Annotated in this window: 18 protein-coding genes and 1 riboswitch; of the genes, 9 read left to right on the top strand and 9 right to left on the bottom strand. The window is 34.2% G+C overall.

Annotation, left to right across the window (positions count from 1 at the left end; genetic code table 11):
• Window positions 1-4 precede the first annotated feature (4 nt).
• Complete coding sequence (gene rmuC / locus Q0893_RS12475) at window positions 5-1,324, bottom strand: DNA recombination protein RmuC (RefSeq protein WP_298903503.1); 1,320 nt, start codon at window positions 1,322-1,324, stop codon at window positions 5-7.
• Window positions 1,325-1,415: 91 nt separating this feature from the next.
• Here rmuC and Q0893_RS12470 point away from each other — a divergent pair, with 91 nt between their 5' ends.
• Together Q0893_RS12470 and Q0893_RS12465 are read left to right on the top strand one after the other, a co-directional pair.
• Window positions 1,416-1,775: a hypothetical protein gene (locus Q0893_RS12470; protein WP_298903389.1), complete on the top strand. Its 360-nt coding sequence runs from the start codon at window positions 1,416-1,418 to the stop codon at window positions 1,773-1,775.
• Between the two features lie 141 nt (window positions 1,776-1,916).
• Window positions 1,917-2,567, top strand: a complete 651-nt coding sequence (locus Q0893_RS12465) for a hypothetical protein (RefSeq protein WP_298903391.1) — start codon at window positions 1,917-1,919, stop codon at window positions 2,565-2,567.
• Window positions 2,568-2,596: 29 nt separating this feature from the next.
• Here Q0893_RS12465 and Q0893_RS12460 read toward each other — a convergent pair whose 3' ends face one another.
• The 4 genes from Q0893_RS12460 to Q0893_RS12445 are packed head-to-tail and all read right to left on the bottom strand — an operon-like array spanning window position 2,597 to window position 5,963.
• A complete protein-coding gene (locus Q0893_RS12460) occupies window positions 2,597-3,391 on the bottom strand; it encodes an ABC transporter ATP-binding protein (RefSeq protein WP_298903504.1) in 795 nt (264 codons plus the stop codon).
• The gene (locus Q0893_RS12455) at window positions 3,391-3,786 is read right to left on the bottom strand and encodes a VOC family protein (protein ID WP_298903392.1); all 396 of its coding nucleotides are present in this window, start codon (window positions 3,784-3,786) and stop codon (window positions 3,391-3,393) included. Before Q0893_RS12455 ends, Q0893_RS12460 begins: the two co-directional genes overlap by 1 nt.
• 2 nt (window positions 3,787-3,788) lie before the next feature.
• Window positions 3,789-4,811, bottom strand: coding sequence for an iron ABC transporter permease (locus Q0893_RS12450; RefSeq protein WP_298903393.1), 1,023 nt, complete (start codon window positions 4,809-4,811; stop codon window positions 3,789-3,791).
• Complete coding sequence (locus Q0893_RS12445) at window positions 4,812-5,963, bottom strand: ABC transporter substrate-binding protein (protein WP_299276073.1); 1,152 nt, start codon at window positions 5,961-5,963, stop codon at window positions 4,812-4,814.
• A 69-nt stretch (window positions 5,964-6,032) separates the two neighbouring features.
• Window positions 6,033-6,246, top strand: a riboswitch (cobalamin riboswitch).
• Window positions 6,247-6,310: 64 nt separating this feature from the next.
• Here Q0893_RS12445 and Q0893_RS12440 point away from each other — a divergent pair.
• Both Q0893_RS12440 and Q0893_RS12435 read left to right on the top strand, forming a co-directional pair.
• Window positions 6,311-8,242 carry a TonB-dependent siderophore receptor gene (locus Q0893_RS12440; protein WP_299276070.1) on the top strand — a complete coding sequence of 644 codons (1,932 nt, stop codon included), beginning with the start codon at window positions 6,311-6,313 and terminating at the stop codon, window positions 8,240-8,242.
• A gap of 82 nt (window positions 8,243-8,324) precedes the next feature.
• Complete coding sequence (locus Q0893_RS12435) at window positions 8,325-8,891, top strand: PAS domain-containing protein (RefSeq protein ID WP_298903397.1); 567 nt, start codon at window positions 8,325-8,327, stop codon at window positions 8,889-8,891.
• Window positions 8,892-8,953: 62 nt separating this feature from the next.
• Here the strand turns inward: Q0893_RS12435 and Q0893_RS12430 are convergent, their stop codons facing one another.
• Complete coding sequence (locus Q0893_RS12430) at window positions 8,954-10,393, bottom strand: S41 family peptidase (protein ID WP_299276066.1); 1,440 nt, start codon at window positions 10,391-10,393, stop codon at window positions 8,954-8,956.
• A 171-nt stretch (window positions 10,394-10,564) separates the two neighbouring features.
• On the opposite strand from Q0893_RS12430, the gene Q0893_RS12425 reads away from it, so the two are divergent.
• Genes Q0893_RS12425 through Q0893_RS12410 form a run of 4 tightly spaced genes read left to right on the top strand, consistent with a single transcriptional unit; the run spans window position 10,565 to window position 12,714 of the window.
• Window positions 10,565-11,074, top strand: a complete 510-nt coding sequence (locus Q0893_RS12425; protein WP_298903399.1) for an RNA polymerase sigma factor — start codon at window positions 10,565-10,567, stop codon at window positions 11,072-11,074.
• Window positions 11,061-11,585 (top strand): hypothetical protein, encoded by a 525-nt coding sequence (locus Q0893_RS12420; protein WP_298903400.1) that lies wholly within the window; start codon window positions 11,061-11,063, stop codon window positions 11,583-11,585. Before Q0893_RS12425 ends, Q0893_RS12420 begins: the two co-directional genes overlap by 14 nt.
• 5 nt (window positions 11,586-11,590) lie before the next feature.
• Window positions 11,591-12,160 carry a DUF4252 domain-containing protein gene (locus Q0893_RS12415; RefSeq protein ID WP_298903401.1) on the top strand — a complete coding sequence of 190 codons (570 nt, stop codon included), beginning with the start codon at window positions 11,591-11,593 and terminating at the stop codon, window positions 12,158-12,160.
• A gap of 5 nt (window positions 12,161-12,165) precedes the next feature.
• Window positions 12,166-12,714 (top strand): DUF4252 domain-containing protein, encoded by a 549-nt coding sequence (locus tag Q0893_RS12410; RefSeq protein ID WP_298903402.1) that lies wholly within the window; start codon window positions 12,166-12,168, stop codon window positions 12,712-12,714.
• Between the two features lie 44 nt (window positions 12,715-12,758).
• On the opposite strand, the gene Q0893_RS12405 is transcribed toward Q0893_RS12410, so the two are convergent.
• Both Q0893_RS12405 and purB read right to left on the bottom strand, forming a co-directional pair.
• Window positions 12,759-12,950 (bottom strand): hypothetical protein, encoded by a 192-nt coding sequence (locus Q0893_RS12405; RefSeq protein ID WP_298903403.1) that lies wholly within the window; start codon window positions 12,948-12,950, stop codon window positions 12,759-12,761.
• A 13-nt stretch (window positions 12,951-12,963) separates the two neighbouring features.
• Window positions 12,964-14,307, bottom strand: coding sequence for an adenylosuccinate lyase (gene purB, locus Q0893_RS12400; RefSeq protein ID WP_299276059.1), 1,344 nt, complete (start codon window positions 14,305-14,307; stop codon window positions 12,964-12,966).
• Between the two features lie 133 nt (window positions 14,308-14,440).
• On the opposite strand from purB, the gene Q0893_RS12395 reads away from it, so the two are divergent.
• Window positions 14,441-15,376: a DUF1028 domain-containing protein gene (locus tag Q0893_RS12395; RefSeq protein ID WP_299276056.1), complete on the top strand. Its 936-nt coding sequence runs from the start codon at window positions 14,441-14,443 to the stop codon at window positions 15,374-15,376.
• Here Q0893_RS12395 and Q0893_RS12390 read toward each other — a convergent pair.
• Window positions 15,373-15,939 (bottom strand): adenylosuccinate lyase, encoded by a 567-nt coding sequence (locus Q0893_RS12390; RefSeq protein ID WP_298903406.1) that lies wholly within the window; start codon window positions 15,937-15,939, stop codon window positions 15,373-15,375. The genes Q0893_RS12395 and Q0893_RS12390 overlap by 4 nt on opposite strands.

Genomic DNA, 15,939 nt, shown 5'->3' with positions numbered 1-15,939 from the left:
GCTCTTATTCGTTGTTTTTCGCTCTCTTAATTATAGTTTCAGGCAACGATTTCTTCGCTTTGGCTCCCATTTTCTTGAGTTTTTCTACACTCGTAATAAGATTACCACGACCTTCTACCAATTTATTCATGGCAGATGAGTAATCACGTTTGGCGTCATCAATCTTTTTACCTACACCAGTCAAATCTTTTACCAAGCCCTCAAATTTATCATAGAGCGCACCAGCTTGCCTAGCAATTTCGATGGCATTTCGTTGTTGCTTTTCATTATTCCACATCGTATCTATGGTTCGCAACGTTGCTAACAATGTTGAAGGAGTTACAATGACAATGTTTTTTTCAAAAGCCTTATTATACAATGAACTGTCTTCATTGATGGCAACAGCAAAGGCAGGTTCTATAGGAATAAATAACAATACAAAATCTGGTGATTCAATGTCGTACAAATCCTGATAGTTTTTGTCAGATAACTGATCTACATGTTTTTTTATAGAATTAATATGCGCTTTTAAATGAAAATTACGATCGTCATCATCGGCATTGACATAACGTTCATAGTCGGTTAGCGATACTTTACTATCGACTATCATTTTTTTGTTGTCTGGCAAATGTAATACCACATCGGGAAGTACTCTTGTGCCATCGGGTAGTGTGAAACTTTGCTGTACAAAATATTCTCGGTCTTTTTCTAAACCAGATTTTTCAAGGACACGCTCTAGTACCAATTCACCCCAATTTCCTTGCATTTTACTATCTCCTTTTAAAGCCTTAGTGAGATTGGTAGCCTCTTTTGTCATTTGTTGGTTGAGATCTTTTAAACCCAAAAGTTGTTCTTTTAAGGCCGAATGCATGCTAATGCTTTCTTTTTGTGTGTCTTCAACTTTTTTCTCAAATACTTGAATTTTTTCCTGTAACGGATTCAATATATTTTTAATGTTTTCTTTATTCTGAAGAGTGAACTTCTCAGATTTTTCATCTAGAATTTTCGTGGCCAATAATTCAAAGTCTTTGCGCAACTGTTCTTGACGTTCTTCTATTTCTTCGTCACGCTTTAAGTTTTGTTGCTGGAGATTTTCGTACTCTGTATTTTTACGAGCTAACTCTGTGTTTAGAAATTCTTTTTCTCGTCTAATCTCATCTCGCGTGTTCTCTAATTTGGATACATTTTGTTTTAAGTCTTCTATTGTAGACGTCATTTGGTGTTGGCGCTCTTCAAGTGTACTCTGGTCGCTTTTACTTTTCAGTTTTATAAAAAGCATGCCCAAATAAGCACCAATAGCCGCAGAGATAAGAATAGCTAAAATGAGAATAAGATTATCGTTCATAAAAGAGAATAGAAATTTACTCAAAGATAAGCGATTTGTTCACAAAAAGGAATGTATAAAATTATTTAAATTTGAGCTCAAGTATTTTGTAATGGCAGTTTCAGAACAGAAAAAATTAGTAATTTATTTTTACCTCATCTCGTTAGTGCTCAACGTTGTTTTACCTTATGTGATTTCTAAAGTTGTTATAGGTGATGAAACGGGAGAAATTCAAATACTTTATGTAGGCGTGATAGTATGGGGTGTGATTAGCCTATTAATTTATGGCATCTATTTTTTAATTCCTGAATTTCAGAGTAAGAGAGATAAAATTTCGGCGTTTATGCTACCATCTATGATTGCATTCGGCGCTTGTTTTATTTGGCTAGGTTTTTTTTATCTATTACTCTATACCCTTAGTATCAATCTTATGTTTGTTTGGATTTGGTATCGAAAATTTAGTTGGAGGTAAGATGATTAGCAGTTTAAAAATGCACATGGTATCAACTTTTAGGTAAAAACACCTGTTTTTATAATTACGTATTAGTCTTCGGAAAAGTGAAAAATTGTTCCTTTTTCTTTGTTTAGATATCTAAAATAAATAAAAGCTAAGATGGGACAAGAAGAGAGGTTTAAAGAGATTGTATTAATTGATGATCAAGAGACATCATTCCGAGAAGGAACGTTAGTTGAACTCCAAGTTCAAGAAGAACAAACATTAAATCATAAACAATCTCCTTTAATGAATGCCAAGGCAAGCGTTGGAGACGTTATTGAAGTTTCAAAATTTGTATGGGATATTATTAAGGACTCTAAAGCTTCTGCAGCAACTGCGGCTACAACATCCAGAATTTTATCTGTAAAGGACGACCGATGGGAGGATTATGAAAAAGCTCAAAATTTCAAATCGAAGGAAGTTACGTATAAATTAGATAATTTTGCGGGTGTTAATTGCTATAAGGTGAAATTTAAGGTTGCCGGAACATACCGCGCTGTAAATCCCGATTTTGGTGGGCAATGGATTCCAAATGTACACATAACATTTAGTGAATGTCATGCGAATTTTCCATGGATTATTAATGGCGAAGCCAAAATTGATGAAAAATATGTGTCTAATATGGGGACAAAGACTGATCCAATACCTCAGTTGGTGTTAAATGTTAAAATAAAGACAGAAGCCAAATTTGGTTTTACTGTAGAAAGTCATGAACGAACTTTTGAATTTACTTTAAACGCTCAAGATGGTGTTGACGTGATTAATTAAATTTATAATTTAAAGTTAGATGAAGTAAGTTATTTCTTCACCCTAAAACGTCCAGTGCTTTTGTCAAAATCGATAAGGTCTTCAGGAAATAATGTTTCAAAAATACCACGTTCAATAAGGTTACAAGGTGTATCAGAAATGACTTGGTCATTTGTCATAACAATCATGCTGTCGCATAATTGAATCGCTAAATCTATTTCATGCGATGAGAATAGAATTGTTTTATTGGTGTCTTTGGCTAGTCTTTGCAAAAGTTTTAAAATATAAGCCTTATGATACATGTCTAAATGCGTGGTTGGCTCATCTAGAATAATCAAATTGGTGTCTTGTGCCAATGCTCGAGCAATCATGACTTTTTGTAGTTGTCCGTCGCTTAGTTCAAAACACCTGCGATGTTTTAAATCTGAAAGATGTGTTTGATCAATCGATCTGTTTATAATAGTTATATCGTTTTCAGAGAGGTTACCTACCCAGTTCGTATAAGGTTGTCGACCAAGCGCTATAAGTTCAAAAACCGATAAATTTTTAGACATAAGTTGTTCGGTTAATACCAAACTCATTGTCTTTGCTAAGGCCATAGCACTATAGTTTTCAAGAGGCTCTTTTTTTAAGGCAATAGAACCATCTAAGGGGTGTTGGATGTTCGTAAGTGTTCTTAATAGTGTCGATTTTCCAATACCATTTGCTCCAACCAGTCCTACGAGTTCACCTTGATATAGTGCTATGTTGATATCGCTGGCAATAACAGATGTGGCTTTCTTAGATTGGTAGCCTATAGAAAGACCCTGAGTTTCGAGGATGATATGTTGCTTTTGTTCTGCCACTATTTCTTTTTCGGTTCTATTAAATCCCAAAGATTACCATACAAATCTGAGAAAACAAGTACTTTTCCATAGACTTCTTCCGAAGGTGGTCGTACAATAGCAATATTATGACGCAATAAGTTGTTATAATCTCTATTAAAGTCATCTGTATGTAAAAATAAAAATACGCGTCCACCAGTTTGATTGCCTATTCTAGTATTTTGCTCATCAGTTGCAGCTTTGGCTAATAACAAAGAACATCCATTTGTTCCTTTTGGTTTTACCACAACCCATCGTTTCGTTTCACTAAGTTTTGTGTCTTCTATTAAATCGAAATTTAATTGTTTGGTGTAAAAAGCGATGGCTTCGTCATAGTCGTCCACTACCAGAGCTATATGTACAAGTTCTTGCTTCATAATTAAAATATCATTTTACGTTTCCTTACTAGTAACCACACTACTACAGGAGCACCAATTAAAGAGGTAATGGCGTTAATAGGTAAGGTATAGTCACTTGTTGGTAATTGAGCAATGCTATCGCAAATAAGCATTATAATCGCTCCAAACAAAAATACAGCTGGTAATAGTATTTTGTGATTTGAAGTATGAAACAATTGACGCGTCATATGAGGAATTGCCAAACCAATAAAAGCAATCGGTCCGGCAAAAGCAGTTATTGTTCCTGCTAGTAAACTTGTTGCAATTATGATAATTAAGCGACTTTGTTTAATGTTTAATCCAAGGCTTTTAGCATAGTTTTCTCCAAGTAAGAGGGTGTTTAAAGCCTTAATTGATAATGAGGTTAGTATTAATCCTAAGAGGTAAATGCCGAAGAAAATAAAGAGTTCATTCCATGATAAATTACCTAAACTTCCAAAACCCCAAAAAATATACTGTTGTAATTGTTCTGCTGAACTGAAATAGGAGAGCACACTTACAACTGCAGCTGTGATACTACCAAACATTAAACCAATGATTAAAATAGCCATGGTATCTCTTACTTTTGAAGATACTAGTAAAACAGCCAATAGCACAAGAAAACTACCCAAACTTGCGGCAATAACAATACTCCACTTTGAAACCAATAAAGCAGAAAAAGCACCGCCGAATATACTGGCGCCCAATATAACGAGCGCAACACCCAAACTGGCTCCCGAACTAATTCCTAACACAAATGGTCCTGCTAGCGGATTTCTAAAAAGTGTTTGCATGAGCAATCCTGAGATACCTAAGCCAGAACCAACTAAAATAGCAGTAAATGCTTTAGGTAATCTGTAATCTCTAATAATATATTGCCAAGATTCATTGGTTGACGTTCCTAAAATACTCTGAAAAACTTCCTCTATTGGAATGCCTACAGAACCTAAACTAACATTCGCGAAAAAACATAGTACTAAAACTACTGATAAAGTTAAAAACGTATATGTATAGCGAGTTTTCAATTAATCTAGTGGCTTGAAAAATGTCGTTTTATAGTGTGGGAGCAACTCGGGATGGCAAATTTTTATCATGTCTTTGAGTACTAAATCGGGTCTTGCTGTACCTAATTCGTAGTATGTTACACCTCCCGTTTTGCCTGTGGTATTCGAAAAGGTAAAAATGTTTTTATTCTGAAATGCCTCAAATTGAGTATAATGGGAATTTGCTTTTTCTAAAGCGTGGTAACTTGTATAATATGAAGGGCTCAACCAGAATTTTGCGTCTTTAGCTTTGTCAAATACGGTTTCAAAACTAAGGGCGATACTCCCTGTTTCTTTTGTGTCGCTCCATAAATAATTAACGTTGGCATCATGTAAAAACTGCGCTTCAGAGCTCGTCCCATTTGGTAAATACCAAACGTCCTTGTACATCGCTCCGCATAAAACTGTTGGCTTCGATGTTGCTTTAGCAGCTATAGATTTTGCTTCGCTATAATCTTCTTCAATTTGGTTAAAGAGCGTTCTAGCTTCATTTTCTTTGTCGTATAAAGCACCAAAGAATTTAATCCATTCGGCTTTTGCTAATGGGGATTTTTCAACCCAGTCACCATTGTAAATCACTGTGATTCCGGCTTTTTCAATAGTTTCCATACTTTTATTCGTACCATCAACACCAAAAGCCACAACAACATCTGGACGTAATTCTAATAACACTTCAGTATTAATACCTTCATTTTTACCAAGTTCTCTAACACTTCCGTTATCAATTCTAGTTCTGGTTTTTTCAGAAGAAATATAATTAGTACCTGGAAACCCAATTAAAGTTTGCTCAACACCCAACAATTCTAAAGCCGGAATATGTGTTGTGGAGGTTACAACTATTGATTGTATAGGAACCGTTATAATAGCGTCAAATTCATCTTTATTAAGGGTTGTTTTGGCTGCGTTTTCCTTAGTGAGTAAAGCATATTTATAGGTCTTGTCTGCTTTAGGCCACGGATTCGTAATTTCTAAAAGATCAAGTGCTTTAAAATGACGAATTTCAAATCCATCTGCATGTTTTAGACCAGGTTTTTCAGTAGTACTTATCTCTAAGGTGCTTTTCTTTGAGCTAGAATCAAAATTACAAGAGTAGGAACAAACAATTAATAGAAGTACGAGAATTATCTTTTTCAAAATAGAGGTTTTTGTTCTTCAAAAGTAATATTATTTCAAGTTTTGAGTGAATCATTAAACAAAATGTTTAATTTCGCAGCGAATTTAGGTTCTGTTTGGTGCTTCCAAATAGATTAAAAGGGAATCTGGTGAGAACAAATATTTCAAGTCCAGAACTGTTCCCGCAACTGTAAGCTATTATGCTTGCTATTACCTTCAATGTCACTGTCTTATTAATTAAAAAGATGGGAAGACCAATAGCAAGACGCAAGTCAGGAGACCTGCCAATTTCGAACAAATAAGTCAAACTTTCGGGATAAAAGTTTTGGTGTGTTGAGTCATACTATTCCGAGTAATTAAACATTACAATGAACACAAAAACAAAGTTTTTTGGTATGCTAGCTATTGGCGCAGCGGCATGTGGTTTTGCGCAACAGCAAACCGACACTCTAGAAATAGAGCAATTAGATGAGGTTGTTATTACCGATTCTAAATTTAAATTGAAACGTGAAAATTCTGGTAAGGTTATTACCAAAATCACTCAAAAAGAACTGCAAAACTTGCAGGGGAAATCTATTGCAGAAATTATTAATGCTACAGCTGGCATTGAAATTAACGGAGCCAAAAGTAATGCTGGTCAGAATTTAAGTTATTTTATTCGTGGCGGACGAAATCGTCAGGTCCTAGTTCTTATTGATGGCGTTGCAATAACTGATGCTTCCCAAATTGCTAATGACTATGATTTACGTTTATTAAATGCAGATCAGGTAGAGAGTATTGAAATATTAAAAGGAGCTTCTAGTTCTCTCTATGGTACTGGAGCATCTACTGCTGTGATTAATATCACTTTGAAAAAAGCCTCAAGAGACGCCTTTGTATTAAACTTGAAAAGTACTTTAGGAACCAATCAGTCTCAGGATGATGATAATTATGCAGTTGAAAATTTTGTAAATAGTGTTTCTGTTAATGGAACCTTAGATAAGTTCAGTTATTTAGCCAGTTTTGGTCATCAGTTTACAGATGGATTATCAGCAATTGCTTCAGGTAGCGAATCGGATGCATACAATGCATACAATGGAAATGTAAAACTTGGATATCGATTTTCTAATGCGTTTAAGCTAAATGCCTATGCGAGTTTTGATTCATTCAAGGCAGATTTTGATGATGCCTTCGGATTTATAGATGCCGGTAATTTGTCAATTACAGATCAACATAGAGTAGGCGTATCATCTGAGTTTTCATATGATAAAGGGAGTATCACGTTAAATGCGGCCTATAATAATGTTGAACGAGAGGTAGAATCGAGCTTTCCAACGCTATTCAACGCAGAAAGTTTTATAGGAGATATCTATAATCGCTACAATTTTAATGATAAATTTTATACCGTTTTAGGTGTTAATGCACAACAAAATGAAATTGAGAGTTTCTCTATCCCATTTGGAGGGACAGCCTTTGCTCAAGACATTAGCCCAGAAAATGCAACCCACACTATTATTGATCCTTATGCCAATGTTGTCTTTGTTTCAGATTTCGGACTTAACGTTAACGCGGGTTTACGCCTAAATAACCATAGTGAATATGGCAGCCATTTGGTTTATAGTTTAAATCCGTCCTTTAAAAAGGAACTCAATTTTGGTTATATCAAAGGATTAGCAAGTTATAGCACATCCTTCATAGCGCCTTCTTTATATCAATTATTTGAACCTTCTTTCGGAAATATCGACTTAGAACCAGAAGAAAATACGACCATAGAAGTAGGAGCAGAGTTAAACATAAAAGACAAAGCAACCGTGAGCGTGGTGTATTTTAATCGCTCTGAAAAGAATTTTGTAGATTTCGTAGATCAAGGAAGTTTTATGTTTCAATATGTAAATACGAATAACGATTTTACGGCAAGTGGTATTGAACTTGTTGCAGATGTTACCATAACCGAAGCATTAAAATTGCGTGCAAACGGAACCTATACTAAGGTTGATGAAGATTTAAATCTTAGAATTCCAGAATTAAAAATAAATGCTGCGTTAAGTTATCAATGCAATGACCAAACGTTTATGAGTCTTAGCTATCAGTTTAATGATGATAGAGACGATGCCTTTTTTAATAGCGTCACTTTTGAAAGTGAAACTGTTAATTTGAAATCGTATAGTTTAATAGATTTTTATATAAGTCATAAAATTGCAAAAGATAGGGTAACAATTTTTGCAAACGTGAACAATATTTTAAACGAAGCGTATGAAGAGTTGTTTGGTTTCTCAACCAGAGGGCGAAATATTAATATAGGGTTTGCGCTAAGTTTATAACATAAAGAGCCATTTTTTAAGTGGCTCTTTTTATTTGACCCGCATGTAGTAGTGTCATAACTTAAATAAATAAGTTTGTATTATGAAGTATGGTTTGTCTAATATGATGGCTTTAGATTTGTACTTGTCATCGTTAAATGAAAATGAATACGCTCAGGTCTCTCAGAAACTAAACCAAAATAAAAAGGTTCAGTTACCTTTAATGAGTTGGGATATATTTAGTGAGACTCGAAGAAGAGAATTAGAAGAAGCGCAACGCTCACAAGATATTCTCAAAGTAAGGTCGCTAGCTAAAAGGTTTGGTTGGGAAAATGATATGAGTTCAATTTTTGAACAGCAACAGTTTGAAGCTATTCTTATAACAGATATTAATCAAAACATTATATGGGTGAATCAAGGTTTTACCACAATGACAGGTTACTCTAAAAATGAAGTACTGGATAAAACGCCACGTCTATTGCAAGGGATAGGTACTTCTAATACATCAAGAAATCACATAAGAACTAAACTTGATGAAGATGTTCATTTTACAGAGGTTATTGTTAACTATAGAAAAAATAAGACAGCTTATAGGTGTGAAGTCAAGATATTTCCGTTACGTAACAACAAGACAACACATTTTATAGCTTTAGAGCGTCAAGTGAGTTAACTGGCGAAACAGCGTTAAAAAAAGCCACAATTAATTAATTGTGGCTTTTTTTATCATATTTATTATTTAAACTCTAAACGATTTAAAGGAATTTCATTATCTATATACATGTTCTCTTCAATAGGCTTGATGTTTATATCTGTTCTTATAGGGTGAAAATCAATCTGAAAATTACCAAAACGACCTAAACCTTGAATGTCTGCAAGCGCTAAAGCTAACAGTGGCTCGTTAATGTCTCCTAAAATTCCAAAGTTTCTTGGAGATTCGATTAAAGCAATGTCTGGAGCTAAACCATCAGAAGGTACGGCTACATCATTTACATTTATAGAGTTTGCTACCAATGGTTGCATAGCATAGGTATGATTAGGGTTGATATCCACAGAAGTTAAATCTGGGGAGTCGTAAATGGTTATAGATGCTTGGGTTTTTCCAGTAGTAGCGTCACCAATTTGGACTACATCAATGTAAGCACTTAAACTATTAATTACCAATTCACTTGCCGAAGCAGAACGACTTGTTGTTAACACATAAACTTTATTGAGGTTTAAACTATTTATAGTATTTCCGTTAAAATTATTAACAAAGGTGAAATTGGTGTTTGAAGCCTGCTGATCACTATTAAATACTAATTTAGAGTAAATATCTCCATTAAACTGTCCTGTTATCATACTTCCCAATAGTGAAGCCGTGTTTACAGAACCTCCTGGATTGTATCTTAAATCCAATACTAAATGTTGCACATTATTGGCTGCAAACTCGGCAAAAGCATCATTTAATTGGGTATTAAAATTTGAGTTAAACCCATTGTATACCAAATAGCCCACATTCTCGCCATCTACATCAATAATATTCGTTTGATGTATTGGATTTTCTGTATAAACCTGTTTTGTGAGTTCAATACTATCATTAGAAGACACGATAGTGTCGTCTTCAATCATTTCTGTACCATTGTCATTATAGGTTGCAAAGTTTAACGTATAAGTATCTTGATTAAGAAGAGTGTTTAAGTTACTCGTTGATAGGGCAATGCCATCAACAGCGTCGAATATTTGTCCGCGTTCTAAACCTAATCCACTAGCAACACTGTTATTAAGTACAAGTCTAATGATACCAAATACTTCAGTGGCGCTACCAGGTTTTAAATAAAAATTAAACTCTAGGCCATTACTTTTGGATGTTCCCGCTAATAACTGCTCAAATTCAATATAATCTGGGATAATGATACTAAACCTATCTACAACTTCTCGTTCAAAAATTAAACTTTCAAATAAAGTTTCAGGTGCAGCAAAACTATTAAGATAATTGGCATAGTCTTCATTAGAAGAGAAGCGATCATTGGCCAAATCTGGAATATTGTCTTTGTATAAATAGACCGCATTCATTCCTTTCCAAACAAAGTCATTAATTTCACTTGCCGAAATAGAGTTGTCATCTCTATCTTCGAAACAACTTGTTACAGATGCAACAAGTAGCAACACAATGCATAATTTTAAAAATTTCATATCTTTTTCTTTTTCAATTTTATTAGCTAAACCAATAGTTTATTGGTCTAGTAAACTATAAATTTACTTACATTATTGTAAATTAAAAAATATCGTGTAACAAAATTGAAGCACGTTCGTCGTAATATCAAGAAGCAGAATAATCAACTGTTTTGAACTAACAAACCACAAATGACACAAACTGATTTTACAAAATTGGTATTACCTTTTAAGGATAAAGTCTTTCGTTTAGCAAAAAGACTTCTAGTTTCTACAGAAGAAGCTGAAGATGCAACGCAAGAGATTTTAATGAAATTGTGGCGCAATAGAGAGAAAATAGCTGAATATAAAAATGTAGAAGCGTTTTCAATGACAATGACAAAGAATTTTTGCTTAGATCGATTAAAATCAAAACAAGCGCAAAATTTAAAAATTGTTCACAGTAATTATCAAGACAATAACACGTCTTTACAAAAACAAGTAGAAAATAAAGATAGTGTTGATTGGGTATCAAAAATAATTGAAGAATTACCAGAACAACAAAAAATAATATTACAACTCAGAGATATAGAAGAGTATGACTTTGATGAAATAGCAAAAGTAGTAGACATGAATCCTACAGCCATTAGAGTCGCTTTATCAAGAGCAAGAAAAACAATAAGAGAAAAATTAACTAATACACATCGCTATGGTATTAAATAGTATAGAAAAATTACTGGAAAAGTATGACAATGGCGAAACAACGCTAAAAGAAGAGCAGCATTTAAAAGCTTATTTCGCTCAAGAAGAAGTTGCTCCACATTTAGAGTCGTACAAAATGATGTTTCAATACTTTAACAACACAAAACAAGAGCTTTATACGAAAGACGTTCCATTAAAACCTAGAAAAAGCTATATCTATCAATGGATTTCTGTCGCAGCAGTTGCGGTTCTTATGTTAGGAATTATGGTTCCTAAAGTTTTGGGAGGTGAAGAACTAGTTGACCCGCTTGCAGGTTTAACTGATGAAGAACGTAAAGTTTACACCGAAACCAAAGAAGCGTTATCAATGTTATCATCAAATTTTAATGATGCAGCAAGTAGCGTAAATACACTGAGTCTTGTATCTACCAGTTTTAATAAAGGTGCAGAAAAAGCGAGCCACGTGAGTGAGTTTAGCAAAACAACAGACAAATTAATTAAGAAGAAAAAAACAAGTAAAAACAAAAACTAGAAATCATGAAGAAATTAATATTAATACTTACAATTGCTTTATCGTCAAATATAATGTTTGCTCAAAGTGCTTTTGATAAATATGAAGATAAAGAAGGTGTAATGACAGTTGTACTTACACAGCGAATGTTTAAAATGTTAGCTACAGTAGGTATAGATACCGACGATCCAGAAATGAAAGCCTATGTAGATATGGCAAAAAAGATTACAGGACTTAAAGTATTTACTACTGGAGATGAAAAAATCTCTGCCGATATGAATGCTACTGTAAATGGGTATTTAAAATCATCAAAATTAGATGAATTAATGCGTATCAAAGATGGAGACCAAACGGTGAAGTTTTATGTAAAAGAAGGTAAAGATGAAAACCACGTGAAAGAATTATTAATGTTCATTAACGGTTTGAAAGAATTTACTAACGGTAAGGATATTACTATAAACGGGAAGAAAAGAGAAGTAGAAACTGTGTTGTTAACGCTTACGGGAGATATAGATTTAAGACAAATCTCTAAGTTAACAAGCCAGATGAACATGCCAGGCGGAGACCAATTAAAGAAGGCAAGTAAAAAGAACTAAAGATTATGAATACATCAATCAAAACAATAATCAAAATGTTAATCTTGGTTGTGACTATACAAAGTTGCAACCAGGATTTAACATTGCAAACCTATTATGTAGATAGTGAGTTGGCACCAGGTTTCACAAGTTTAGACGTACCAACAAGTATGCTTAAAATTGATGAAAGCACGTTAACCGAAGCACAGAAAGATGCTTATGAGTCTATAGACAAGTTAAGTCTTTTAGCTTTTGTTGCAGACGATAGCAACAAAGCAGAAATGGATACAGAAATTGCTAAAATAAAAACCATCTTAAAAGACAGCAAGTATGAAGAGCTCATGAGAGGTGGAAATTCTACCGATGGAAAATTCGTTGTAAAATGTATTGGTGGTGAAGGTGATAATGTTGATGAGTTTATCCTTTTCGGAAATTCTAACGATAACGGATTTGTTGTTGTGAGAATTCTTGGTGACGATATGAACTTTAATAAAATAATGGAACTGGCATCTGTTTTTGATGAAAATAGTATTGAGGAAACTCAGTTCAAAGACATCGCCAAATTTTTTAAATAGATCTTAATATTTAAAATGTTAATAGAAAGCCACTTTAAGTCTGACTACTTAAGGTGGTTTTTGTTTTCAGAGTCTTTGAGAACAATAAGTATTAAGTGAACAGCCAAGAAAGCAAATGCCGAGAATAAAATAGCTTTTACAATAAAGTAATCTAAAATGTCTAAAACGCCTGATACAAAGAATCCAGCGAAAATCAATCCTGAAAACACTAGCGTTATTGTATTTTTATGAGGCATTTGTAGTAGTAGATTAAATTCCTGTATAATTACTTGGGTTGATAGCTTTTAATTCCGTTTTTATGGCTTCGGAAACCTCTAAGGTATCAATAAATTCTGAAATAGAGCTTTCATTAATCGTTTCATTAGTTCTCGTCAAGCCTTTTAAGGCTTCATACGGATTAGGATAAGCCTCTCGCCTTAGGATGGTTTGAATGGCTTCTGCAACCACAGCCCAATTGTTTTCTAAATCTTGAGCAAACTTATCTTCGTTTAGTAATAATTTATTTAAACCCTTTAAAGTCGACTTGAAACCAATCAAGGTATGACCAAATGGAACACCAACGTTTCTAAGTACTGTGCTATCTGTTAAATCACGTTGCAATCTCGAAATAGGTAACTTTGCTGATAAATGCTCAAAAATAGCATTAGCGATTCCTAAATTTCCTTCAGAGTTTTCAAAATCTATGGGATTCACTTTATGTGGCATAGCGCTACTTCCAACTTCACCTTTCTTAATTTTTTGCTTAAAGTAATCCATAGACACGTATGTCCAAATATCACGATCTAAATCAATAACAATAGTATTGATACGTTTTAAAGCATCAAACAAGGCTGCCATATGATCGTAATGTTCAATCTGCGTGGTAGGAAACGAATGCTGCAAACCTAATTTTTCTTGAACAAAACTGGTACCAAAAGCTTTCCAATCCATATTTGGATAAGCTACTTTGTGTGCATTAAAGTTTCCGGTTGCACCTCCAAATTTGGCAGCACTAGGCACATCATTTAACAAATTAAATTGTTCTTCCAGTCGCGTCACAAAAACTTGTATTTCTTTTCCTAAACGTGTTGGCGATGCAGGTTGACCATGTGTTCTGGCTAACATCGGAATAGCTTGCCATTCACTTGCTAATTCTTTTAGTTTTTTAAGAACTTCTAAGTATTCAGGAACATAAACATCATTCATAGCATCTTTTATGCTTAATGGAATGGCTGTGTTATTGATGTCTTGAGACGTTAATCCAAAATGGATAAACTCTTTGTGTTTTGATAAATTAAGCGTGTCAAACTGTTCTTTAATAAAGTATTCAACAGCTTTAACATCATGATTGGTAATGGCCTCAATGTCTTTAATAGCCTGAGCATCTTCCGAAGAAAATGTCCTATAAATTGCTCTAAGATCATCAAAAACCGAAGTATCAATATCTGAAAGTTGTGGAAGTTCGGCTTCGCAAAGTGCTATAAAATATTCTATTTCTACTAAAACGCGATATTTAATGAGTGCTTCTTCAGAAAAATAGGGTGCTAACTTATCTACTTTATTCCTGTAGCGACCATCTATTGGTGAGATGGCGTTGAGAGATGATATTGACATTAGTTGTGTGTTTAGGGCAGCAAAGATAGAAAAATCGAACGTTAAATTGAAGATAAATTAGTTATCTTAGGGCATAAATTTTACTATCATGCAGAAGCTCTTTCTATTCATTTTTATTTTAAGTTTTCAAACCATGTCTTCACAAGTTTATAAAAAATCTGAACCCTTTACGCATACCTATTCTATTGTTGCCAGAGATTCTGTTACAGGAGATATTGGTGTTGCTGTACAATCCCATTGGTTTAGTGTTGGTTCTGTAGTGACTTATGGTGAAGCTGGCGTTGGTGTTGTGGCAACTCAGTCTTTAGTAAATCCTGCTTATGGACCAAAAGGATTGGCTTTGATGGCCGAAGGAATAAGTCCTAATGATGCTTTAAAGACATTAATAGGTGAAGATGAGGGAGAAATGTATCGTCAAGTGGCTTTTTTAAATGTAAAAGGAGATGTGGCTACACATACTGGTAGTTTATGCATTGCAGAAGCTGGACATCGACAAGGCAAGAATTTTTCGGTACAAGCAAATATGATGCTTAGCAATACCGTTTGGGATGCCATGGCGAAAGCCTTCGAAACTACCAAAGGTGATTTAAGTATGCGAATTCTTGCCGCACTAAAAGCTGCCGAAGGTGAAAAAGGAGATATTAGAGGTCAACAGTCTGCTGCAATTTTAATTGTAAAAGGAACAGCAACAGGTAACTCGTGGGAAGATACTATAATGGATTTGCGGGTGGAAGATCATGAAAAACCCATTGACGAATTAGAACGATTGATTAAAGTTCAAAAGGCTTACGACTTTATGAATAAAGGCGATTTGGCGATGGAAGCTGGTGATTCTGAAAAGGCGGAATCATTATATCTTAGCGCACAAAAATTATTTCCAGATAACCTTGAAATGCAGTACTGGTACGCTATTAACTTATTAAATAATAAAGAGTTTGACAAAGCGCATCCTGTGTTGAAATCTATTTTTGAAAAAGACAATAACTGGCGGATTTTAACTGGACGCTTGGTTAAAAGTAAGTTGTTAGTTATTTCCGAAAATGAACTAGCAAAAGTTATGGCGCTTTAATTCTTTTTAACCTTCTTTAAAATATGACGAGCTCTGGCCTTAAAACCAGAACTTTGCATTTGATAGTCGCGTTCTAAAATCATAACCAATTCTGGATGAATCCAATCTTCATCTTGTCCTAAAAGGTATAGTGAATTCATGGCATAAGCCTTAGGGGCAATTTTCTCGTCGTTAATCATCCAATCAAAACAGGCTTCAATAATTTTCTCTTTATGCTTAGGGGTTAGCGCAGTTTTTATTTTGTTATCGTGTTTTGAATAATAAGCTGTTACTAAATATTCACAAACTTTGGCAACAGGTCTTACGGCGGAATCTAAATGTACTTTGTGTATGTTCTCGGTAAATTCGTCCAAATATGGAAGACTAGCTTCTAAACGCTCACCACACATAAATTCAAACACCCATGCAGCACGACAGGATATTTTATCATCCACCATAAAAAGAATGTTTAATAGCTTCGGAATTAAATCTGGATTATTAATGACCAAGTTGGCATAATAGAGGCGTTTTTCACGAGAGTGATTCACATAATTTAATTCTTGATAAAGTTGATCTGTAGTCAC

The sequence above is a fragment of the uncultured Psychroserpens sp. genome, assembly GCF_947494225.1.
Lineage (GTDB): Bacteria > Bacteroidota > Bacteroidia > Flavobacteriales > Flavobacteriaceae > Psychroserpens.
The sequence above is the reverse complement of the archived record's forward strand: the minus strand, read 5'-3'. Positions and strand labels throughout refer to the sequence as shown.

Coding starts and splice junctions, on each gene's coding strand:
- rmuC (WP_298903503.1), bottom strand. CDS start 1,324: ATGAACGATAATCTTATTCTCATTTTAGCTATTCTTATCTCTGCGGCT.
- Q0893_RS12470 (WP_298903389.1), top strand. CDS start 1,416: ATGGCAGTTTCAGAACAGAAAAAATTAGTAATTTATTTTTACCTCATC.
- Q0893_RS12465 (WP_298903391.1), top strand. CDS start 1,917: ATGGGACAAGAAGAGAGGTTTAAAGAGATTGTATTAATTGATGATCAA.
- Q0893_RS12455 (WP_298903392.1), bottom strand. CDS start 3,786: ATGAAGCAAGAACTTGTACATATAGCTCTGGTAGTGGACGACTATGAC.
- Q0893_RS12440 (WP_299276070.1), top strand. CDS start 6,311: ATGAACACAAAAACAAAGTTTTTTGGTATGCTAGCTATTGGCGCAGCG.
- Q0893_RS12435 (WP_298903397.1), top strand. CDS start 8,325: ATGAAGTATGGTTTGTCTAATATGATGGCTTTAGATTTGTACTTGTCA.
- Q0893_RS12430 (WP_299276066.1), bottom strand. CDS start 10,393: ATGAAATTTTTAAAATTATGCATTGTGTTGCTACTTGTTGCATCTGTA.
- Q0893_RS12425 (WP_298903399.1), top strand. CDS start 10,565: ATGACACAAACTGATTTTACAAAATTGGTATTACCTTTTAAGGATAAA.
- Q0893_RS12420 (WP_298903400.1), top strand. CDS start 11,061: ATGGTATTAAATAGTATAGAAAAATTACTGGAAAAGTATGACAATGGC.
- Q0893_RS12415 (WP_298903401.1), top strand. CDS start 11,591: ATGAAGAAATTAATATTAATACTTACAATTGCTTTATCGTCAAATATA.
- Q0893_RS12410 (WP_298903402.1), top strand. CDS start 12,166: ATGAATACATCAATCAAAACAATAATCAAAATGTTAATCTTGGTTGTG.
- Q0893_RS12405 (WP_298903403.1), bottom strand. CDS start 12,950: ATGCCTCATAAAAATACAATAACGCTAGTGTTTTCAGGATTGATTTTC.
- purB (WP_299276059.1), bottom strand. CDS start 14,307: ATGTCAATATCATCTCTCAACGCCATCTCACCAATAGATGGTCGCTAC.
- Q0893_RS12395 (WP_299276056.1), top strand. CDS start 14,441: ATGTCTTCACAAGTTTATAAAAAATCTGAACCCTTTACGCATACCTAT.